The sequence below is a fragment of the Marivita sp. genome (genome assembly GCF_020055675.1).
Taxonomy (GTDB): Bacteria; Pseudomonadota; Alphaproteobacteria; order Rhodobacterales; family Rhodobacteraceae; genus Marivita.
Window position 1 is genome coordinate 28,669 of sequence record NZ_JAIPUS010000019.1, and the last position, 21,968, is coordinate 50,636.

Genomic DNA, 21,968 nt, shown 5'->3' on the forward strand with positions numbered 1-21,968 from the left:
AGAGCGCTGTCGGCGCGCGGGGACCACCGCGCGAGCCGGCGGGGTCAGTTGCCTCGACATTGGGTTTCGTCACGACCGGACGCTATCCTTCCCGGAGCCGTAGAACAAGCCGGCCAGGCAAGGCGGCCGGGCAAGGCAAGGTGCGCTTTGGCGATACGCGGACGACACGCAGTCGCGGCAGAGCTGTACCTGTCGCAGGCCGTCTGCTCGGTTGTGCCTGTCGCAGGCCGTCTGCTCGGTTGTGCCTGCCGCCTGCTTGCGCCGCGCGCTTCTTGCGATGTGGCCCGAACTCTGTTCTGGTTGGACAATCGCAAAAATGGAGTTGGCAAATTGTCCAGTGAACCTGAAACCTTCACCCTTCCGGCGCGGCGGGGGCGTGCAATCCGTCTGGGCAAGGGCGAGGCGATCCAGATCATCAACACGCATGGCGCTCAGGTCGTGGACACATGGGTGTTCAACGCCGAGGACCTGGCGGAATTCCTGTCAAACGAGCACATGCGTCCGACCCTCGGCAAGCTCTGGCCCGGTGAAGGCGACGCGCTGATCACCAACCGGCGCCGGCCGATCATGATCATGGAAGAGGACACGTCACCCGGACGCCATGACACCCTGATCGCGGCCTGTGACAATTATCGGTACGGCTTGCTGGGCTGCACAGACTATCACGACAACTGTACCGACAATCTGCATGCAGCGATGCGGCAGATCGGGCTGGAGGCACCGGAATGCCCCAGCCCGCTGAACCTGTGGATGAACATCCCGGTCACTGCGGATGGTGCCACAAGCTGGGGTGAACCGCTCTCCCGACCGGGGGATCACGTTGTCCTGCGGGCTCAGATGGCCTGTGTCGTCGCCATGTCGGCCTGCCCTCAGGACATCCTGCCAATCAACGGAGCGGGCTGCACGCCGACCGAGGCGCATTACCGGGTCCTTGACAGCCAGGGCTGATTTTCCGGTTCACACAAGCCGATCGCGGCACTTGGCACGGGCTTGCGTTTTGCCGCAGCCGCAAGGACGGGTGGCGTTGGGTCCCGCAGTCGGCGCCGGATGCGGGACGTTCTTGGACCAGAGCGCGACGCGGGACTGGGTGCCGAGCTTGCGCGACGCGTCTCTGGGCCGGCGACCGGGGGAAGGCGTTCCACCCGAAAACGCCGGGGGTCCTCACGCCGAGCGGTGCAGGATTTCCAGGTAATCGTCGCGGGTCGCCGTGCGGGGGTTGGTCGCGTGGCAATGATCCTTGAGCGCGGCGCTTGCCACCTCTTCCATCATCGCTTCGGTCACGCCCATCGCGGTCAGCCCCGACGGCATCCCGATCCGGTCGTTGAGCGCGGCAATATAGGCGTCGGGCGCAGCACCCATCCGGTCTTGCAGCACGTCCCACTTGGCGCCGATGCTGTCGCGGTTGAAGCGCAGGACTTCGGGCGTCAGCACGGCGTTGAGTGTGCCGTGATGCAGGTTCAGCGACCGGATCGCCCCAAGCGGGTGCGTGAGCGCATGAACCGCACCGAGGCCCTTCTGGAATGCCATCGCACCCTCCAGCGCGCAGACCATCATGTCGCGGCGCGCGTCGGTATCTGACCCGTCCGCCACGGCCCGTTCTATGGATCGCAATCCGCAGTCCAGCCCGTGCAGCGCGATGGCCTCGGCAGGCGGATTGAAGGCGGGCGCCATGTAGGTTTCAAGGCAGTGCGATATCGCATCCATCCCCGTCGCCGCGGTCAGCCCGGCGGGCAGGCCATAAGTGAGTTCCGGATCGCACAGGGCAATCGACGGCAGGTTGTGGGGCGACAGGATTCCAAGCTTGCGCCCGTCGTCCGTAATGATGACCGATGCGCGCCCCACCTCGGACCCGGTGCCGGATGTGGTCGGGATCGCGATCAGCGGGGCGATATCGCCGTGTATCTTGGCGACCCCGCCATTGATGGCGGTGTATTGTGCAAGGGGCGGTTCATGCCCCGTCAGAAGCCGCACGGCCTTGGCCAGATCAAGGGACGACCCGCCGCCAAGACCCACGATTCCGTCGCAGCCCTTTTCGCGATAGAGCGCCAGGGCCGCCATCACCGCCTCTTCCGTCGGGTTGGCAGGTGTCCCGTCGAAAACGACCGCGTCGGTCAGGGTGGCGGTGACGGTGTCGACCAGCCCGGTTGCGACCAGCCCCGTGTCGGTGCAGACCAGCGGGCGCGATACGTTCAGCGCAGCAAGATGCTCGGGCAGCCGGGCGACCTCGCCTTCGCCGAACTCGATCCGGGTGAGATAAGAGATCAATGCCATTGTGCCCTCGCCTTGTGTTTTCCGGTTTGGGTCCGCATCACGTCCCCCTTGTGTTGTCGCGTGCCCCCGTCATCCCGCAGGGGTCAGCCCCGGCCGATGAACGGCATCTTGGTCGCCATGACGGTCATGAACTCGATATTCGCCTCGGGTGGCAGGGAGGCCATGTGCAGCACCGAGTCGGCCACACAGGACACGTCCATCACCGCCTCGACCGCCATCGAGCCGTCGGCCTGTGGCACGCCACGGGTCATCGCCTCTGCCATCTCGGTCAGCGCATTGCCGACGTCGATCTGGCCGCAGCCGATATCGAACGGCCGCCCGTCCAGTGACAGCGTCCGCGTCAGCCCGGTCACCGCGTGCTTGGACATCGTGTAGGGTGCCGAGCCGGGACGCGGGACATGCGACGAAACAGAGCCGTTGTTGATGATCCGCCCGCCTTGCGGGCTTTGGTGGCGCATCATGCCGAAGGCCCGCCGCGCGGCAAGGAACAGGCCGGTGATGTTCACATCGCAGACTTGCTGCCATTCGGCGACGGGAATCTCGTCGATCGGTCGGCCGGCGACATTCGTGCCCGCGTTGTTGAACAACACATCGAGCCTGTCCCATTCCCCCGCGATCCGCGCATAAAGCGCATCAACCGCCGCTTCGTCCGTCACATCGCAGGGAATGACCAAGGCGGCGGCATGACCCGCTGCCGCTTCGTGCAGGGCATCTTCGCGCCGCCCGGTCAGGGCCACGCGCCAGCCTGCGTCCAGAAAGCGCCGGGCCGTGGCACGTCCGATGCCACTGCCCGCGCCGGTGATGAGAATCGACTTGGCCATGTCGCGCCTCAATGGTTGTCGCGCGGCAGGTCGCGGCCGATCTTCTGGTAGGCGGTCGCCAGTTCCAGGCAGCCGCCGTCAGCCAGCTGGCCCACATGGGTTCGGTAGATCTCCTGCCAGGGCGTTTGGTGCGCGATCTCGGGCGGTTGCCAAGCGGCCTTGCGCCGGTCCCATTCCGCGTCTTCGACCAGCGCATCCATGCGGCTGGCGTTGAGGTCCAGCCGCACCCGGTCTCCGGTTTGCAGAAAGGCCAGCCCCCCGCCCACCACCGATTCCGGCGAGGCATTCAGGATCGACGGGCTTTCGGAGGTGCCCGATTGACGCCCGTCGCCCACCGTCGGCAGGTGCTTGATGCCGGCGCGGATCAGGTTATCGGGCGGTTGCATGTTCACCACTTCGGCCGAGCCGGGATAGCCCACGCAGCCGACATTGCGGATAAACAGAATGCAATGCTCGTCGATCTCCAGCGCCGGGTCGTTGATCCGGTCGTGGTAATCCTCCGGCCCTTCGAAAACGATGGCACGGGCCTCGTAGACGCCTTCGTTGCCGGGCTCCGACAGGAACCGCTTGCGGAAATCGTCGGAAATCACCGATGTCTTCATCAACGCGCTGTCAAACAGGTTCCCCGACAGTACCTTGAACCCGGCATTGGGCCGCATCGGCGCGTCATAGGTCTTGATCACGTCGATATCGACGCTTTGCACCCCGGCAAGGTTCGCACCCATCGTGTTGCCGGTGGCGGTCATTGCGCCTTCGTGGATTCGACCCGCCTTGACCAGTTCGCCCATCACCGCAGGCACGCCCCCGGCGCGGAAGAACGATTCACCCAGATATTCTCCGGCGGGCTGCATGTTGACCATCAGCGGCACGTCGAAGCCGACCCGTTCCCAATCGGCCACATCCAGATCGACGCCGATATGGCGCGCCACGGCCTGAAGATGCGGCGGCGCGTTGGTCGATCCGCCGATGGCGGCGTTGACGACGATGGCGTTTTCGAACGCCTCGCGGGTCAGGATGTCGGACGGTTTCAGATCGTCATGGACCATCTGCACGATGCGCTTGCCGGTCTCATAGGCCATCGCCATGCGTTCACGGAAGGGCGCCGGTATGGCGGAATTGCCCGTGAGGCTCATGCCCAGTGCTTCGGCCATGGCATTCATGGTGCTGGCCGTGCCCATCGTGTTGCAATGGCCCAGAGACGGCGCCGAGGCGCAGACCCGGCTCATGAATTCTTCGTAGTCAATCTCGCCCGTGGCCAGAAGGCGGCGGCTTTCCCAGACGATCATGCCCGAGCCCGCGCGCTGACCCTGCCACCATCCGTCCAGCATCGGCCCGCCGTTGAGCGCGATCGCCGGAAGATCGACCGTTGCCGCGCCCATCAACATGGCGGGCGTCGTCTTGTCGCAACCGGTGGTCAGGACCACACCGTCGATAGGATAGCCGTGCAGCACCTCGACAAGGCTCAGATATTGCAGGTTGCGGTCCAGCGCGGCGGTTGGGCGCTTGCCGGTTTCCTGGATCGGGTGGACAGGAAATTCCATCGGAACGCCGCCCGCCTCGCGGATGCCTGCCTTGATCCGGTCCATGAGGAAGACATGGATCTTGTTGCAGGGGGCGATGTCAGACCCGGTCTGCGCGACGCCGATGATCGGGCGGCCAGTCTGCAATTCCTCGCGGGTGAAGGTGCTGTTCTGATAGCGCTCCACGTAAAGCGCGGTCATGCCCGGATTGTTGGGGTTATCGAACCATTCCTGGCTGCGGAATTTGCCTTTGGCACGGGTGTCCATAGCCGTTTCCTTCCTTGTCGTGGGCTTCCCGGGGGAAGCGAGATGTTGGCGCTGCGCACAGCATCGGGTATGTGGTATACCAAAGGCAAGTACCAATTCGCCCCCACGACCGTTTGTCATCGTGAGGGCGTCGGAGCTCAGCCCTTCTTCACGGCCGCTTCGAGGTCAAGCCCGTTGAGGGCTGCCACATGATCGGCAAGCCAGGGCACGTAGTCGCCGCCCTTTCCGGCCGCTTCCATCTGGGCGAACGCGTTGCGGATCGCCGCGCCAAGCGGATTTGCCATGCCCGCTTCCGTCGCCATCGCGGCGGCATAACGCGTGTCCTTCGCGGCGTTGGTGATGCTGAACTTGTGCGCCTCGCGGTCGCGGTCGACAGCGGCCCGCATGAAGGTGTCGAAAAAGCCGTTCGACAGCCGCGAGCCGCCGATGACGCTCTGGATCGACTGCGGCGCGAGCCCGGCCTTGACCCCCATCGTCAAGGCTTCGGCATACAGCGCCCCATAGCCCATCGAGATGAAATTCATCACCAGCTTCATGCGGTGCCCGTCGCCGGTGCCGCCGACATGGTTGATGTTGCCCGCCCAGCATTCGATGATCGGGCGCACCTTGGCAAAGGTCGCGGCGTCGCACCCTACCATGGCGTCGAGCGTGCCTTCCTCGGCCTCCTTGGGCGTGCGGCCCAGCGGCGCATCCACAAGGGTCATCCCCACGGCTTCCATCTCGGCGGCCAGGGCGGCCGTCGACACCGGGTCCGCGGTCGTTGCGTCGATCACGATCAGCCCTGACCGGCCCGAGGCCAGAATCCCGTCTTCACCCCGGATCACTGCCTCGACCTGCGCCGAATTGGACAGGCAAAGATGAATGATGTCGCAGTTCTCGGCCATCGCGCGGGGGCTGTCCGCCTCGACCGCGCCCTGATCAACCAGCGCCTCGACCGGCGTGCGGTCGCGGTTGCCCTTGACCATCAGCGAATGACCCGCCCGGATCAGGTTCGATGCCATGCCGCGTCCCATCCAGCCCAGGCCGATGAATCCGATTTTTGCAGTGTCTGCCATTTTTGGTCCTCCTTGACGCCGGGGCGATGCCCGGCTTGATTCCTCACCAGATTGGTATACCAATTGCCGCAAAGAACAAGCGCAGGCACCGCGTCCTGTGTCACGAAAACAACCGCATCCTTCGCATCCGGGCAGGCAACTGCCCCTCCAACAAAGGCTTGACCATGCTGCCCAACGATCATTCCAATGCCCTGCTTCTGGGTCGCGTCCAGACAGCCGACGGTCCCTCGGTCGTCACGCTGCGGGACGGTCGCGTTCTGGACATCACCTCGCGCGCCACGCCGACGATGCGCGACCTGATGGAACGTGACGACCTGGTCGACCACGTGCGCGGCGCCCAAGGCACCGACATCGGGTCAATCGACGACATCGCTGCCGCCTCGACCGAGGCCCCCAAGGCCCCGCATTTCCTGCCCCCCGCTGACCTGCAGGCGATCAAGGCGGCGGGCGTGACCTTTGCCGAAAGCATGGTCGAACGCGTGATCGAGGAACAGGCGGCCGGCAACCCCGACCGCGCGCAGGCGATCAGAACGCGGGTGCAGGGCGTGATCGGCGACAGCCTCGCCGGGATCGTGCCCGGGTCCGACAAGGCGATGCAGGTCAAGGACGTTCTGCAAAAGGAAGGGCTCTGGTCGCAATATCTCGAAGTCGGGATCGGCCCCGATGCCGAGGTCTTCACCAAGTGCCAGCCAATGGCCTCGGTCGGTTGGGGCGCCAGCGTCGGCCTGCACCCGATGTCGAGCTGGAACAACCCCGAACCCGAGGTCGTGCTGGCGGTGGACAGCCACGGCCGCATCCGGGGGGCGACGCTTGGCAACGACGTCAACCTGCGCGATGTCGAAGGCCGCTCGGCGCTTTTGCTGGGCAAGGCCAAGGACAACAACGCCTCTTGTGCCATCGGCCCGTTCATCCGCTTGTTCGACGAGCATTACACCGCTGACGACATGCGCCGTGCCGAACTGACGCTCGACGTGACCGGAAAGGACGGCTTCGTGCTGGAAGGTCGGTCGTCGATGTCCAAGATCAGCCGCGATCCCGATGAGATCGTCGCCCAGACCATCGGGCGGCATCACCAGTATCCGGACGGCTTCCTGCTGTTTCTCGGCACGCTGTTTGCCCCGGTGCAGGACCGCGACGCCCCCGGTCAGGGCTTTACGCACAAACCGGGCGACTTGGTGACGATATCAGAAGACCGGCTCGGCAGCCTGCGAAACACCGTACAGCTATCGACCACCTGCCCGGAATGGACCTTTGGCGCCGGAGCCTTGATGCGAAACCTCGCAGCGCGGGGGATGCTGGCATGAAGGTCCTGATCATTGGCGGCGGCGGTTTTCTGGGCCAGAAGCTGGCGCATCGTCTGGCCGAAGCAGGCCGATTGCGAGACCGCGAGATCACCGGCCTGACGCTGGCCGATATCGCGGCCCCGGCTTCAATGGCCGCGCCCTTCGCGGTTGAAACCACCACCTGCGACATCACCGACCGGTCGGCGGTCGACCGGCTGCTGGCAGCACGGTTCGATGCGATCTTCCTTCTGGCCGCCGTGGTGTCGTCTCACGCCGAGGCCGAGTTCGACGTGGGCATGCAGGTCAACCTGCACGGCGCGCTGAACGTGCTTGAGGGCGCGCGGCTTTTGGAAAACGCACCTGTCCTTGTCTTCACCTCGTCCCTTGCGGTCTTTGGCGGCAACGTTCCCGACCCGATCCGCGACTGGACTATTCCCAACCCGCAGACCTCCTATGGCACGCAAAAGGCGATCGGCGAGTTGCTGGTCAACGATTATTCGCGGCGGGGCTTTGTCGATGGCCGCACGCTGCGCCTGCCCACCATCTCGGTCCGTCCGGGCCGTCCGAACCGGGCCGCCTCGTCCTTCATGTCCTCGATCATCCGGGAACCGTTGAACGGCGAAGAGGCGGTCTGCCCGGTGGAACCGGATTTCGCGCATTACTACCTCAGCCCGCGCCTGTGCGTGCAAAACCTGATCCGCGGGGCCGAGATCGACGCCGCCGATCTGGGCCAGAGCCGCACCATGACGATGCCGGGGCGCACGCTGACGATCCGACAGATGATCGACGCGATGACAGCCGTCGCGGGGCCGGACCCCGCCAAGCTGATCCGCTTCGAAGACGACCCCGCCATCCGCGATATCGTGACGGGCTGGCGGTTCGACTACGATCCGGCCAAGGCGCTGGCGCTGGGTCTGGAGGCAGACGACAGCTTTGAAGACAACGTGCGGTATTACCTGGAAGACGACCGGCCCCGCTGACGGGGCGCGATCAGGCGGCGCTTTCCTGCGGGAAGGCCGTCATCCAGTCCAGCCCGTCTTCGGTGCGGCCTGTGCGCGGCTTGTATTCCGCGCCGATCGGCGTGCTCCATCCCATGTCGCGAAACGCCGCGATCAGGTTGGGGTAATGCAGCTCTCCGCCATCGGGTTCACCCCGGTCCGGCACACCCGCGATCTGCACGTGACCGATCAGGTCGCGATGCGCCCCGAAGCGGCGGATCAGGTCGCCCTGCGTGATCTGCAGGTGATAGCAATCGAACATGATACGCAACGCGGGATGCCCCACGGCGGCCAGGATCTCGGCCGCATGTTCGATCCGGCTGAGGTGATAGCCGGCCACATCGCGCCGGTTGATCGGTTCTATCAACACGCCGATGCCCAAGGGCGCGGCCAGTTCACAGGCATGGGCAAGATTGGCGCGAAACGCCGCCTCGGCCTTTTCGCCACCGTCCGTGCGACCCGCCATGACGTGCACGTTTCCCGCTCCGATAGCGGCGGCATAGTCCACCGCCTGCGAAATGGCGGCCTGCGCGTCTGCGGTACGGTCGGGCAGAGCGCAAAGCCCGAAATCCCCCGCCTGCGTGTCGCCCGGCACGGTATTCAGGCCCAGCATCGCAAGCCCCGTCTCGTCGAGCGCCGACCGCACGTCACCCGAGGGTGTCGCATAGGGGAAATGGCACTCGACCGCACCGAAACCATGCGCCTTGGCGGCATGGATCGCGTCAGGCAGGCTGCGGTCGGTGAAAAGAAATCCAAGATTTGCTGAAAACATCAGTCCCACTCCACGTCGAATGTCGTGACCACGTCGCGGATCTGCGCCTCGGTGAGCATGCGCGGCTGCGCCCCGCGCAACAGCAAGGCCAGCTTTGCGGTCTCTTCCAGCTCTTCCATCGCGAAGACGGCAGCATCCAGATCCTTGGCGGCCAGAACCGGGCCGTGATTGGCCAGCACTACCGCCGACCGCTTGCCGGCCAGACCGCGCACCGCGTTGCCCATCTCGGGATCGCCGGGTCGAAAATAGGGCAGCAATTGCACCTTGCCCAAGCGCATGATCGCATAGGCGGTAAGCGGCGGCAGCATGTTGTCGGGGTCGATCTCGGGTAACATCGACAGCGCGACCGAATGGGTTGAATGCAGATGCACGACCGCGCCCGCCGTGCTGCGTGTCTCGTAGAAGGCGGCGTGCAGGGGCATCTCCTTGGTCGGGGCATCGCCGCCGACATGCCGGCCCTGCGCGTCGAACCGCGCCAACCGGGCAGGATCGAGTGCACCAAAACTTGCCCCCGTGGGTGACACCAGCAGCCCGCCGTCTTCGCACCGGGCCGAAATATTGCCCGACGCGCCACCGGTCAGCCCGCGTGCAAAGATCGAGGCCGCCTGACGGCAGATCGCTTCGCGCAGGGCCGTGTCGCTCATGCCGCGCCCTCCAGCATTGCGTCGGCTTCGGCAAAGAAATCGGGGCCGCCGAAGTTGCCGGATTTCAGCGCCAGCACAAGGTCCGGCCCCGCGCGCAGGCAGGGCACGCCGGGCGCGATCTCGGGGCCGATCACAAGCGCTGAGGGGGCCAATGCCTCGACCACCGCGCCGGATGTTTCGCCGCCCGCGGTGATCAGCCGGGTGACGCCACCCGCCACCAGCGCCTGCGCGGTTTCGGCGAAAAAAGCCTCCACCCGTGCCGCGACCACCTCTGCACCAAAGCGCTCCTTGGCGGCGCGTACCACGTCTGGCGTGGCAGAAGAATAGATCAGCGGCAGGCCGTCCTGCGACAGCGCCCAATCGGCGATCTGTCCGGCGGAGACCTCGTCCGCCATCAGCGCTTCGGCGGTGATCTCGTAGCGCGGCCCGGCGTGGCGTTCGACCTGCGCGCGCGTGGCGTTGGAACAGGACCCAGACAGCACCGCAGCCGCCCCGGCCTGCCCATGCCAACCGGTTGCCTTGCCGGCAAGACGCCCCGCCCGGTTAAAATTTTCCGGCAGGCCCATCGCGATGCCTGACCCACCCGTGACCAGCTTGAGCCCGTCCGCAGCGGCCCCAAGCGCCAGCAGATCGGCGTCGCGGATGGCGTCGCACACCACCAGCCGGGCCGGTTCCGCCTCCAGTCGCGCGCGGATCGCCTGCGCCCCCTCGAACACCACGGAGGCCGGCACATGCCCGACCGCGCCCGTCACCTGGTGCGCCAGCCAGCGCCGCAGGTCGGGGTCGGTCATCGGCGTCAGCGGATGGTTCTCCATGCCGCTCTCGCTCAGAAGCCTGTCATTGACGAACAGATGCCCCTGATAGACCGAGCGCCCGGTCGCGGGAAACGCCGGGCAGACGATCGCGTGCTCTGCGCCCAGCCTGTCGGCAAGCGCCTCGGCAACGGGGCCGATATTGCCATCCGGCGTGGAATCGAAGGTGGAACAGTATTTGAAAAGGATCTGCTCGCAGCCCTGCGCCAAAAGCCAGTCCAGCGCGGCAAGCGAGATCTGCACCGCCTCGTCCACGGGGATTGACCGCGACTTGAGCGCGACCACCCCGGCCTCGACCTCGGGCGCGGCGGGGCCGTCGGGCACGCCCACGTATTGCACCGTGCGCATCCCCGCCTTGACCAGCGTATTGCCAAGGTCGCCTGCCCCGGTAAAATCATCTCCGATACAACCCAGCAGCATCAGCTGTCACCCGGCAAGGTCAGTCCGGCCGCTCGGGCATACACCCGCGTGACGGCGGCATCGTCCTCGGCGCCCCAGCCTGCCTCGACTGCGGCCTCGAACTGGCCAAGGGCCGCACGCGTCAGCGGCACAGGCAGCCCTGCGTCCTCCGCAATGCCGGAGACGATGCCAAGATCCTTGGGCCAGATCGTAACCGCAGAGCGGGGCGCATAGTCGGCCTCGACCACATGCGGTGCGCGGTTCTCGAACATCCACGAGGTGCCCGCCGAGACCGAGATCACCTCGACCGCGCGCTCCAGGTCCAGCCCCTGGCTTGATGCGAAGGCCAGCGCCTCGCCCATCGCGGCGATATGCACACCGGCCAGAAGCTGGTTCACCGCCTTCATGGCAGAGCCTGCGCCCGCCGCGCGGCCAAGATCATGCACCGTTTCGGCCATCGAGTCGAGAGCGGGGCGTGCCGCGTCAAAGGCCGCCTCGGACCCTGCGGCCATGACCGACAGCTTGCCTTGTGCCGCCTTGGCGGCCCCACCCGAGATCGGCGCATCAAGGTAATGCAACCCCAGCGCCTCGGCCTTGGTGGCCAGATCGCGTGCAACCTCTGGCGGCACGGTGGCACAGGACAGGATCGCGCTGGCCGGTTTCATCGCCTCGGCGCACCCCTCGGGGCCGAACAGCACAGCGTCGGTCTGGGCGGCGTTCAACACGACGCTGACCACGATGTCGCTTTGCGCCGCGGCCTCGCGGGGCGTTCCCGCCTCTCCGCCTTCGGCCAGCAGCGGCTTGGCCGCATCCTCACGCAGGTCGCAGCCGATCACACGGTGCCCTGCCCGCCTGAGCGAAAGCGCCATTCCAAGCCCCATAGAGCCCAGACCGATCACCGTGATCACTGCCATGCTTCACCTTCCTTATTGGTATACCATTTTGTCACTTTTTTCAGACGCAGTGTCAATTGACGAGCGCCCGCACCTCGCCGGCGATCGCCCGACCCAACGCGCGGTGGCCGTCCGATTCGAGATGGACACCGTCGATGTCGCTGACTGCAATGATGCTCCCGGCATCGAAGTATCCTGCGCCCCGGTCCTTGGCCAGGGTCTCGTAGCGGGCTGGTAGATCGCGGAACAGGTCCGCCGCGCCCATGAATTCGCCAGCGAGGATGCCGGTTTCGACCACAGCGGGCGGGCAAACCAGAAGGACGGCGAACCCGCCGTGCCGGCTTTGCATCTCTTCCGACAAGGCGATATCGAGCAGCCCCGCCATCCCGGCCGTTACCCGCTGCGGTGTCGGCGCAAACCGCGTCTTGGCGTCGTTCGTGCCCAGCATGATGGACAGCACGTCAATCGGCCCGTGGCTTTGAAGCGCGATCCGCAGCCCGACCTGCCCGTTCATATGGGCGCCCATCACTGGATCGTCGAACTGGGTCGTGCGCCCCGGCAGGCCTTGGTCCACGACGGTCCAGTCGGGGCCAAGTTCTGCGCCGGTTACCGACGGCCACCGCACATCCGTGCCGTAGCGGTCGGACACACCGCGCCGGGTCAGGGGCGGTGTGCCGTGAGTGTTGCTGTCTCCATAGACAAGAAGAGTCGGCATGGCTGTCCTCTCAGAGGTGGCGTGTGAAAGACACGAGCGCCGTCACAGCCCGGAAATCCCCGTGATTCCCGGAAAGAGGATCAACAGCGCCAAGGCGATGATCTGCAATCCGATGAACGGCAGCAACGCCTTGAAAATGTCGCCCAGCGAGATGTCGGGGGGTGCGACGCTTTTGAGGTAGAAGGCAGCCGGCCCAAAGGGTGGTGACAGGAAAGACACCTGCATGTTCATGCAGAAAAGCACGCCGAACCAGATCGGATCGTAGCCAAGTTCGACGATGATCGGCACGAAGATCGGCAAAGTCAAAAGCGCGATGCCGACCCAGTCGAGGAACATCCCGAGGATGAACAGGATCAACATCATGAACAGCAGGATGTAAATCGGCTCGTCCGAGATGCCGACGATCAGCGAACTGATGAAATCGATCCCGCCCATGAGGTTGAAGACGCCGACGATGGCGCTGGCCCCGATGCCGATCCAGACGATCATTCCGACGGTGGCAAGCGTCTGCATCGCAGCGCCCTTGAGCAGGTCGAAACTGAATTCGCCGCGCACCACGGTCGCAAGGATGACACCCGCGGCCCCGATGGCCGACGCTTCGGTCACCGACGCGATGCCGCCGTAGATCGACCCAAGCACGAAGACCACGACCATCAGCGGCAGGATCAGCCCGCGCAGCAGCGCCATCTTTTCGGCAGTGGGCATCGATACCGGGTCAGGGTCGGGCACGGTCTTGGGTGTCAGATAGGCCCGCGCCAGGATGTATAGCACGTAGAAGGACGCCAGCATCACGCCCGGCAGGAACGACGCGGTAAACAGCGCCCCCACCGAAACGTTCGCCGCAAGACCATAGATGATGAGAACGATTGACGGCGGGATCATCGTGCCAAGTGCACCCCCGGCGCAGACGACACCGATCGCCAGTCCGCGGTCATAGCCCAGCCGCAACATCTGCGGCAGCGCCAGCAGCCCCAGCAGGACAATCTCGCCCCCGATGATGCCGCTCATTGCCGCGAGGATCACGGCCACGAAGATCGTCTGGATCGCCACGCCCCCCCGCAAGCGGTTCGACAGCAGCTTCATCGCGTCAAAAAGATCCCGCGCGATGCCCGACCGGTCCAGAACGGCGGCCATCAACACGAACATCGGAACGGACAGAAAGACGAAAGAGGTCACGAAACTGAAGACACGGCTGGTGATCAGCGGCACGGCCATCGGACCGAACCAGCCAAGCGCAAAGACCAGTGCGACCAGCAACGTGACAAAGGCAAGCGGCATGCCGGTCAGCAAAAGGACCATCAGCATGACGAACATCAGCAGGGTGCCATATTCGATCCCGAGCGCGCTCAGGTCGAAGCCAACATCAAGAAGGTCAAGCATCTAGATTTTGCTCCCATCGGCGCTGTGGGTGCGCCGGGCATGGTTGAAGGCTAAGATCAGGAACTGGATGGCCAGACCGATCATGACGACCAACAGGAAGCCCTTGATGATCGCGGGGGTCGGCGGATTCCAGGCCGATCCCGTGGTTTCCATCCGGAACACCCCGGACGGCGTCCAGAACGCCAGCTTAGCCACCAACCAGGCGGCATAGGCAAAAAACAGCGCCGAGATCATGCTGGTCAGGTAGATGACTACATCGAAGATCCGCCGCAGGCGTGGCGGCAGGAAATCGTAGATCAGCACCACCCTGATGTGACTGTTGCGCGACGCGCAGAACAGTCCACCATAGAGAAAGGCGATCGAGCTGAGAAAGATGCTGGTCTCGTGGACCCATTGCGTCGGACTGCCCAACACGTAACGCATGAAGATCTCGTAGATCAGGACCAGCGCCGCCAGGACGATCGACGTCGCGAATACGTATCCGACCCGCTCAATCACAAGACCAAAGCGTCCCGCCTCGGGCGCGGTCAGGCCGACACCCTCGCTGGTGGCGCTCAAGGTCGGGTCCGCGACACCCGCGGCTCGAGGTTCTCGAGTCATAGTTTTCTCGCTCTGAATGGAGTGGTCTGGTGGAGGGGCACCCCCTCCACCAGTTGGAACGATCAGTCTGTGCTGAGCAGGCCTTCGGCTTCGAGGAAGGCCGTCAGAGTGTCATACACTTTTTGTGCATCCGCCGACTCCGAAGCTGCTTTTTCCCACTCGCCCATGGCGATGGCACGGAACTTTGCGCGCTCTTCGGCGGGCCAGTCGTGGATCGTCGCACCCTGGGCCTTGGCTTCTTCGATCGCTGCGGCATCTTTCGCGTCGACGGCGGCCATCTGGCGTTCGGCGACGTCGGCAACCGAGTCTTCGAAGATCTGCTGGATGTCCGCGGGGAACGAATCCCATGTGCTCTTGTTGATCGACACTTCGATCAGCGGCATCGAGTGGAAGCCGGGATAGACGGGATGCTGTGCGATCTCGTGCAGACCCTGCGACTGGTTGACGTGGAAGACGCTGTAGTCCGCCGCATCGACAACACCTTTGTCAAGCGCCGTGAACACCTCAGACGTGGGAAGGTTCACCGGCGACGCACCCGCCGCACCGAACACCCGCTGAACAAGGCCGGCCGGGGCCCGCAGCTTCAGCCCTTCAAGATCGGCCACACCCTCGAGCGGAACGTCAGAGACGAAAGCCTCCAGGCCGGGCGTCGACGCACCGACAAAGTGAGTCCCGTAGGGTTCCACCAGCTCGTTCATGAGCTCCTTGCCGCCGCCTTCGCTGAAGAATTTCAGCATTTCGCGCGGATCGGACCAGGCACCGGTCGGGTTGCCGATCAGGCCGAACGCCGGGTCCTTGCCCGCGAAATAGGACGTGTCCGTGACGTGACCGTCAAGAATGCCCGCACCGACGGCATCGAGCGTTTCCTGAAAGTCGACGACCGAGCCAACCGACATCATCGTGACTTCGACCCGGCCATCGGTCAGATCGCTCATCCCTTCTGCCCATGCCTGCCACAGCTGGTAGTTGGGATCACCCGCCGGATCGCTTGACTGCATCTGCAGCGTGAAGTCCTGCGCCATCGCGCCGGATGCGACAAGCGCAACCAGGGCAGCCGACAGGGTACTTTTAGTTGCTATCGATTTCATAGTTCTTCCTCCCAGAGTATTTCTCTAAACGTGATGACGGTCACGACAGAACGCCGGACGGTTCATCTGGTGAAACAGTGAAGACACTGCGGCGCGGTGTCAATGCGTGTTTCCGGGTCATTTTCCCTTATTTTCAATGAGTTACACTGCTCATAGATAGCCTGCATGGCTGCGAACGACACGGCCGCTCGTGGTTGGTTGATAACCGCCCCCGGAGCCTCCGGAGACACGCGTGACAAGACCACCGAATGCGCGCATAACAATGGCAGAAGCTACGTTAGCGAGGGGTGCCTCGACAGACAATAGCTTTTTGGCATACCAAATGAAAGTCTGAAACATGAGCCTGAAATCAAAAACATGACCCCGTCATCCACGCTGCCAGAACAGATCGCCACGCACCTGCGCCGCAATATCCTGCGCGGCGTTCTCGCGCCCGGCGATCCGATCAAGGAACGGGACAACGCGCTTGAAATGGGTGTCAGCCGCACCCCCCTGCGGGAGGCCGTGCGCATTCTCGCCAAGGAAGGCCTCGTGATTTTGCGCCCGGCGCGCAGCCCCGTTGTGGCCGATCCATCGCTGGAAGAGGCGCGGGCTTCGGTCGAGGTGCTACAGGCGCTTGAAACCCTGTCCGGCGAACTCGCCTGCCGCAATGCCTCGGACGCCGAGATCGCCGAGATCCGCCGCATCTTCGAACAGCACAGCAGCCTGAGCAAAACCGCCGAGGGTGATGCGCTGATCGATCTGTTCGAAGTGGACATGGCCTTTCACACCGCCATCGCGCGGGCCTCGCACAATCCGGCACTGGCCGAAACGCACGCCGCTTTTCTTGCGCGGATGTGGCGGCAACGCTACCTCTCTGCCGTTCAACGGCGTGCCCGGGACCGGGTCCACCATCAGCACGAGAACATCGTGCTCGGGCTCGAAGCGCGCGATCCGAAACGCGTCGGCGCCGAGATCAACGCGCATATCTCCGCGCTGATCAACAATCTTGTCCGCCTCTACGCGGCGCGCGACGCAGGTCAGGAGATAACCAGTCATGAAAAGGGTATCGAGTGACATCTTGCCGGCAATCATCGGCAGCGGTGGCCTGAAATTCCCCTGCGCGCAACGCCCGCCGGGAAAAAGATCACCTCGCGCGACGGGGCCTGTCATGGGCGGGCTCTCGCTCTGGCCTGACTGCGGGGGGCTCGGGTGGCCACGAAAAAAGGGCGCCGCCGGAACCGGCGACGCCCCCCGAATCACAACCCGAACGCCTTAGTCGCGCAGATCGGCAGGCAGCAGGTCCTGCGGCATGTTCTGGTAGCAGACCGGACGCAGGAACCGGCGGATCGCCAGCGTGCCGACGCTGGTCGCGCCAAAGTTGGTCGAGGCCGGGAACGGCCCGCCGTGCACCATCGCATCCGCCACTTCCACGCCGGTCGGGAAGCCGTTGACCAGCACGCGGCCCGCCTTGCGTTCCAATACCGGCACCAGCGGACGGGCGGCATCGGTATCGCCGCTGTCCATCTGCAACGTTGCCGTCAGCTGGCCGTGCAGCCCGCGCGCGATCTGTGCCACCTGGGCTGCGTCCCTGGCCCGCACGACGATACCGGCGGGGCCGAACATTTCCTCGGCCAGTTCGGGATGCGCCAGCCAGTCGTCGCCCGACACCTCGAACATCGCGGGCGCGCCCTTGCGCCCCTCGCAGGCGGTGCGGACATGGGCTTTCAACCCGTCAATGCCCGCGACCTTGGACGTGCTTGACTGGTAGCCCTTGGCGACGCCGCCGGTCAGCATCGGTTGCGCCTCGACGCCAGACAAAGCCTCGGCCGCGGCGGATACGAAGGCATCCGCGCCCTCGCCCTCTTGCAGGATCACGACGCCGGGGTTGGTGCAGAACTGCCCCACGCCCATCGTCAGCGACCCGGCCCAGGCGGTGCCGATGTCACCGCCGCGCGCGGACTGCGCGGCAGGCATCACGAAGACCGGGTTGATGGCCCCCAGCTCGCCGTAGAAGGGGATCGGCTCGTCACGGCTCATCGCCAGATCGAACAGCGCCTTGCCACCCCCGAAGGACCCGGTAAAGCCCACGGCACGAGTGAGCGGGTGCAGCACCAGCGCTTCGCCCGCCTCGGTGGTGTTGGACTGCACGAAACCGAAAACGCCCTTGGGCATCCCGGTCTTTTCGATTGCCGCATGGATCGCCTGCGCGACTAGCTCGCCGCAGCCGGGGTGACCGGGATGGCCCTTGTAGACGACCGGGCAGCCCGCAGCCAGCGCGGCAGCGGTATCGCCACCGGCGGTGGAAAAGGCCAGCGGGAAGTTCGACGCGCCGAAGACACCCACAGGACCCAGAGGCCGCTGGATCATCCGCAGATCGGGGCGCGGCATCGGCTGGCGGTCGGGCAGAGCCGCGTCATGGCGACGGTCAAGATAGTCGCCCGCGCGGATGTGGCTGGCGAACAGGCGGATCTGGTTCGCGGTGCGCGGCAACTCCACCGACCGCAGGCGCGGCTCGGGCAGGCCGGTTTCGGCCATGCCCGTTTCGGTAATGGCATCGACACGCGCTTCGATCTCTTCGGCGATGGCGTCCAGAAACGCCGCCCGTTCGTCGCGGCTGGTCCAGCCGTAGGTTTCAAAGGCGGTTTCGGCGGCCTGCATGGCCGCGTCGATCTCGGCCTTGCCACCGTTGAAGACAGTCATCGGGTCGCCCGTGACGGGGTCGGATTCAAAGGTATTGCCGCCCTCTGTCCAGGTTCCGTCGATCAGGTGGCGTCCAGTCAGGTCGGTCATAAATTGCTCCGTTCAGGTCAGTCGTGAAACGGGTCGTCCGCAATGCGGCGGCCCAGCATGAAAGCATCGGCGACATGGATCAGCGGGCTGCTGTCCACATCCGATTGGCCCTGCGCGACAAGCGTCGCGAAGTGCCGGTACAGGTCGGGGTATTCGCCCGGTTCGGTCAGCGTCTGTTCCGCACCATCGAGGAACAATCGCGATCCGCCTTCGATCAGCCGCAGGGCACCGGCGTCGGTCTCGACCGCGATCTCCCAGATTTCGCCGCCGTCCTGCCGCCAGTCAAAACCGGCGCTGGCGTCGATATCCTCCCCATCGGTAAAGGTCAGATCGGCTGCGATGGGGGTGTCACGGTTCGCCGGAAAGGTCAAATCCGCCGCCGTCAGGTGCAGCGGCACCGGGCAGATCGCCGTGAGGATCGACAGCGCGTTGATGCCGGGATCAAAGACGCCCAAGCCACCCGGTTCCCAGATCCAGTCCTGACCGGGGTGCCATTTGCGCACGTCTTCCTTCCAGTCGATGCGGATCCGGGTGACGTGCTTGTCCGCCAGCCAGTCCCGCGCGGGGGCCACCCCTGCCGCATGGCGCGAATGCCACGTGGCAAACAGGGTCACACCGGCGTCACGCGCCAGCGCCTCCAGCGTCCGCACCTCGGCCAGCGTGGCACCGGGCGGCTTTTCCAGCATCACGTGACGGCCCGCCGCGATGGCCGCCTTGGCGGCGGCAAAGCGCGGCAGGGGCGGCATGCAGAGCGACAGCGCGGTGATATCGGACCGCGCGTCCAGCAAGGCGTCGACGGTGTCGAAATTCTCGACGCCGCCCACACCGCCTGACCGGCTGACCGTCGCGGCCAGGTCATAGCGCGGGTCATTGGCAAGGGCCGGGATATGCTGGTCGCGGGCGATCTTGCCCACGCCGACGATGGCGATCTTGATGGGGTCAGTGGCTGTCACGGGGCACCTCGTTTCCACGGCATCCCTTGAGAAAATCGAAGTCCGCGCCGGTATCGGCCCCTTCGACATGGTCATGGAACAGCTTGGTATAGCCGCTATCCGGTCCGTCCGTCGCGGGTGTCCATGCCGCCAGCCGGTCCGCCAGTTCCGCATCGGAAACATCCAGATGCAGCTTTCGGTTCGGCACGTCCAGTTCGATCATGTCGCCCGTCCGCACCACGGCCAGCGGTCCACCCACCGCCGCCTCGGGCGCGGTATGCAGAACCACGGTGCCATAGGCGGTGCCCGACATGCGCGCGTCCGAGATGCGGACCATGTCGGTGATCCCCTTCTTCAGCACCTTGGGCGGCAGGCCCATGTTGCCAACCTCGGCCATGCCCGGATAGCCCTTGGGGCCGCAGTTCTTCATCACCATGACGCAGGTCTCGTCGATGTCCAGCGCATCGTCGTTGATCCGCGCCTTGTAGTCGTCGATATCCTCGAACACGACCGCACGGCCCCGATGCTGCATCAGCGCCGGCGTCGCAGCAGATGGTTTGAGGACCGCCCCCTTGGGAGCGAGGTTGCCCTTCAGCACCGCGATGCCGCCCTTTTCCGTCAGCGGCTTGTCCACCGGCCGGATCACGTCCTCGTTCCAGTTCTGTGCGTCCTTGACCTCGTCCCAGATGCCGCCACCCGAGACGGTCAGCGCGTCGCGGTGCAGCATCCCCGCCTCGCCCAGCCGTTTCAGAACAACAGGCAGGCCACCGGCATAGAAGAACTCTTCCATCAGGTATTTGCCCGAGGGCATCATGTTCACAATCGTCGGCACCTCGCGGCCCAGCCGGTCCCAGTCGTCGAGCGTCAGATCGACACCGCATCGCCCCGCCATCGCGAGCATATGCACCACGGCATTCGTGGACCCGCCGATCGCGCCATTGACGCGGATCGCGTTCTCAAACGCCTCTTTCGTCATCACGTCCGACGGCTTCAGGTCGTCCTTGACCATCTGCACGATGCGCCGCCCGGTCAACTGCGCCATGACCCGCCGGCGCGCATCGACGGCGGGGATCGCGGCATTGCCCGACAGCGCCATTCCAAGCGCCTCGGCCATGCTGGCCATGGTGCTGGCGGTGCCCATCGTGTTGCAGGTGCCCGAAGAGCGGCTCATTGCCTGCTCGGCCTCAAGGAAATCTTCCTGGCTCATCTTGCCGGCCTTGATGTCCTCGGACATCTGCCACAGCGCGGTGCCCGACCCGACCCGTTCACCCCGGAACCAGCCGTTCAGCATCGGTCCGCCGGTCACGACGATGGACGGAATGTCGGTGCTGGCAGCCCCCATCATCAGGCTGGGCGTGGTCTTGTCGCAGCCGACCAGCAGCACGGCGCCGTCGATGGGCTGGGCGCGCATCGTTTCTTCGACCGCCATGGCGGCAAGGTTGCGATACATCATCGCCGTGGGGCGAAAGGTGTTCTCGGAGGCGCTGAACACCGGCACCTCCAGCGGAAAGCCCCCGGCCTCCCAGATGCCGGCCTTCACCTTTTCGGCCAGCTCGCGCAGGTGGCCGTTGCAAGGCGTCAGATCGGACCACGTGTTGAGGATGCCGATCACGGGCCGCCCGTCGAACAGGTCGTGCGGGTAGCCTTGGTTCTTGAGCCAGCCACGGTGGTAGATGTTGTCGCGGCTCGTGCCGCCATACCATTCCTGCGACCGCAGCTTGCGGGGCCATTCGGCGGGTTGGAACGTCATGAAACCACCCGGATTTCGGTCAAAGGTTCCGCGCGGCCCAATGGACGATGCGCCAAGGGATTGCGCAGCGGCAGGCCAAATGGCACGGCCTCGATCTCGAACACGTCGCCGTCCTGCGGCGTGATCCCGTCGGCAAAGGACAGGGTCGCGGTGCCGAACATATGCACATGCACGTCGCCCGGCTGACGGAACAGATCGTACTTGAAGTGGTGGTGTTCAAGGTTGTGAACCGTGTGCGACATGTTCGCCTCGCCCGACAGGAACGGCTTTTCGAAGATCACTTCCTCCCCGCGCCGGACGCGGCTGGTGCCTTCGACGCTGTCGGGCAAATCGCCCACCAGCAGTTCCGGTCCGATGGCGCAGGGGCGCAGCTTGGAATGGGCCAGATACAGATAGTTCTGCCGCTCGGTCACGTGGTCCGAAAACTCGTTGGCCAGCGCAAAGCCGATGCGGCAGGGCGTGCCGTCGGCGGCGATGATGTAGACGCCCGCGATCTCGGGCTCTTCGCCACCGTCCAGCGCAAAGGCCGGGCTCGGCAGCGGCGCACCGGGCGCGACCAGCGCCGCCCCGGTGCCTTTGTAGAACCATTCGGGCTGCACGCCCGCCACACCGTTGGCAGGCTTGCCACCCTCGACGCCCATGCGGAACATCTTCATCGAATCCGTCTCGTCCTCGGGCTTCTTGCTGTGCATCGCGGCCCGCGTGGACGCCGACCCCAGATGCGTCAGCCCGGTTCCGGTCAGATGCAGGTGCGCGGGGTCCGGATGGGTCAGCGGCGGCAGCATCCGCCCCTCCTGCGCCAGCTGCTCCAGATCGACGGCCCCGTTCAGCCCCAGTGACAGGACATGGTCGCGGAGCGACACGCCTTGGGCAATCGCCTCTTGCGCGATCTCGTAAAGCGACAGCGTCGTCTTGACGTCATAGGCCTCCGAGCCGTGACGGGCGACCAGCTGCGTGCGTCCATCATCGGTCTTGTATTGCGAAAGCAGCATGTGC

General features: G+C 65.0%; 20 protein-coding genes. 4 read left to right on the top strand and 16 right to left on the bottom strand.

Annotated features, from left to right (window positions below):
• Positions 1 to 330: 330 nt before the first annotated feature.
• A complete protein-coding gene (locus tag LCF59_RS12475; RefSeq protein ID WP_292287939.1) occupies positions 331 to 948 on the top strand; it encodes an urea carboxylase-associated family protein in 618 nt (205 codons plus the stop codon).
• 213 nt (positions 949 to 1,161) lie between these two features.
• On the opposite strand, the gene LCF59_RS12480 is transcribed toward LCF59_RS12475, so the two are convergent.
• From LCF59_RS12480 to LCF59_RS12495, 4 genes are all read right to left on the bottom strand, one after another.
• The gene (locus LCF59_RS12480) at positions 1,162 to 2,271 is read right to left on the bottom strand and encodes an iron-containing alcohol dehydrogenase (RefSeq protein WP_292287940.1); all 1,110 of its coding nucleotides are present in this window, start codon (positions 2,269 to 2,271) and stop codon (positions 1,162 to 1,164) included.
• A gap of 83 nt (positions 2,272 to 2,354) precedes the next feature.
• Entirely contained in the window at positions 2,355 to 3,092 is a 738-nt protein-coding gene (locus LCF59_RS12485; protein ID WP_292287941.1) for an SDR family oxidoreductase, read from the bottom strand.
• An 8-nt stretch (positions 3,093 to 3,100) separates the two neighbouring features.
• A complete protein-coding gene (locus LCF59_RS12490; RefSeq protein WP_292287942.1) occupies positions 3,101 to 4,879 on the bottom strand; it encodes an IlvD/Edd family dehydratase in 1,779 nt (592 codons plus the stop codon).
• 137 nt (positions 4,880 to 5,016) lie between these two features.
• Positions 5,017 to 5,934 (bottom strand): NAD(P)-dependent oxidoreductase, encoded by a 918-nt coding sequence (locus LCF59_RS12495; protein WP_292287943.1) that lies wholly within the window; start codon positions 5,932 to 5,934, stop codon positions 5,017 to 5,019.
• A gap of 164 nt (positions 5,935 to 6,098) precedes the next feature.
• Between LCF59_RS12495 and LCF59_RS12500 the strand changes: the two genes are divergently transcribed.
• The gene (locus LCF59_RS12500) at positions 6,099 to 7,238 is read left to right on the top strand and encodes a fumarylacetoacetate hydrolase family protein (RefSeq protein WP_292287944.1); all 1,140 of its coding nucleotides are present in this window, start codon (positions 6,099 to 6,101) and stop codon (positions 7,236 to 7,238) included.
• Positions 7,235 to 8,197 (top strand): D-erythronate dehydrogenase, encoded by a 963-nt coding sequence (denD, locus tag LCF59_RS12505; protein ID WP_292287945.1) that lies wholly within the window; start codon positions 7,235 to 7,237, stop codon positions 8,195 to 8,197. The genes LCF59_RS12500 and denD overlap by 4 nt, the downstream gene beginning before the upstream one ends.
• Positions 8,198 to 8,207: 10 nt before the next feature.
• Here the strand turns inward: denD and LCF59_RS12510 are convergent, their stop codons facing one another.
• From LCF59_RS12510 to dctP, 8 genes are all read right to left on the bottom strand, one after another.
• On the bottom strand, positions 8,208 to 8,990 hold the full coding sequence (locus tag LCF59_RS12510; RefSeq protein WP_292287969.1) for a TIM barrel protein: 783 nt from the start codon (positions 8,988 to 8,990) through the stop codon (positions 8,208 to 8,210).
• The gene (locus LCF59_RS12515; RefSeq protein WP_292287946.1) at positions 8,987 to 9,631 is read right to left on the bottom strand and encodes an aldolase; all 645 of its coding nucleotides are present in this window, start codon (positions 9,629 to 9,631) and stop codon (positions 8,987 to 8,989) included. Before LCF59_RS12515 ends, LCF59_RS12510 begins: the two co-directional genes overlap by 4 nt.
• Positions 9,628 to 10,863 (bottom strand): 3-oxo-tetronate kinase, encoded by a 1,236-nt coding sequence (gene otnK / locus LCF59_RS12520; RefSeq protein WP_292287947.1) that lies wholly within the window; start codon positions 10,861 to 10,863, stop codon positions 9,628 to 9,630. The genes LCF59_RS12515 and otnK overlap by 4 nt, the downstream gene beginning before the upstream one ends.
• On the bottom strand, positions 10,863 to 11,756 hold the full coding sequence (ltnD, locus tag LCF59_RS12525) for an L-threonate dehydrogenase (RefSeq protein ID WP_292287948.1): 894 nt from the start codon (positions 11,754 to 11,756) through the stop codon (positions 10,863 to 10,865). The genes otnK and ltnD overlap by 1 nt, the downstream gene beginning before the upstream one ends.
• Before the next feature lie 52 nt (positions 11,757 to 11,808).
• A complete protein-coding gene (locus LCF59_RS12530) occupies positions 11,809 to 12,450 on the bottom strand; it encodes an SGNH/GDSL hydrolase family protein (RefSeq protein WP_292287949.1) in 642 nt (213 codons plus the stop codon).
• A 42-nt stretch (positions 12,451 to 12,492) separates the two neighbouring features.
• Positions 12,493 to 13,830, bottom strand: coding sequence for a TRAP transporter large permease subunit (locus LCF59_RS12535; RefSeq protein WP_292287950.1), 1,338 nt, complete (start codon positions 13,828 to 13,830; stop codon positions 12,493 to 12,495).
• A complete protein-coding gene (locus LCF59_RS12540; RefSeq protein ID WP_292287951.1) occupies positions 13,831 to 14,430 on the bottom strand; it encodes a TRAP transporter small permease subunit in 600 nt (199 codons plus the stop codon).
• Between the two features lie 62 nt (positions 14,431 to 14,492).
• On the bottom strand, positions 14,493 to 15,518 hold the full coding sequence (gene dctP, locus LCF59_RS12545) for a TRAP transporter substrate-binding protein DctP (RefSeq protein WP_292287952.1): 1,026 nt from the start codon (positions 15,516 to 15,518) through the stop codon (positions 14,493 to 14,495).
• A gap of 357 nt (positions 15,519 to 15,875) precedes the next feature.
• On the opposite strand from dctP, the gene LCF59_RS12550 reads away from it, so the two are divergent.
• Positions 15,876 to 16,574 carry a GntR family transcriptional regulator gene (locus tag LCF59_RS12550; protein ID WP_292287953.1) on the top strand — a complete coding sequence of 233 codons (699 nt, stop codon included), beginning with the start codon at positions 15,876 to 15,878 and terminating at the stop codon, positions 16,572 to 16,574.
• 198 nt (positions 16,575 to 16,772) lie between these two features.
• On the opposite strand, the gene LCF59_RS12555 is transcribed toward LCF59_RS12550, so the two are convergent.
• From LCF59_RS12555 to araD1, 4 genes are read right to left on the bottom strand one after another with little or no spacing between them, the layout of a single operon-like run.
• The gene (locus LCF59_RS12555) at positions 16,773 to 18,290 is read right to left on the bottom strand and encodes an aldehyde dehydrogenase (NADP(+)) (protein ID WP_292287954.1); all 1,518 of its coding nucleotides are present in this window, start codon (positions 18,288 to 18,290) and stop codon (positions 16,773 to 16,775) included.
• A 17-nt stretch (positions 18,291 to 18,307) separates the two neighbouring features.
• Entirely contained in the window at positions 18,308 to 19,243 is a 936-nt protein-coding gene (locus LCF59_RS12560) for a Gfo/Idh/MocA family oxidoreductase (RefSeq protein WP_292287955.1), read from the bottom strand.
• A complete protein-coding gene (araD, locus tag LCF59_RS12565; RefSeq protein WP_292287956.1) occupies positions 19,230 to 20,972 on the bottom strand; it encodes an L-arabinonate dehydratase in 1,743 nt (580 codons plus the stop codon). Before araD ends, LCF59_RS12560 begins: the two co-directional genes overlap by 14 nt.
• Complete coding sequence (gene araD1, locus LCF59_RS12570; RefSeq protein ID WP_292287957.1) at positions 20,969 to 21,964, bottom strand: AraD1 family protein; 996 nt, start codon at positions 21,962 to 21,964, stop codon at positions 20,969 to 20,971. Before araD1 ends, araD begins: the two co-directional genes overlap by 4 nt.
• Positions 21,965 to 21,968: the final 4 nt, after the last annotated feature.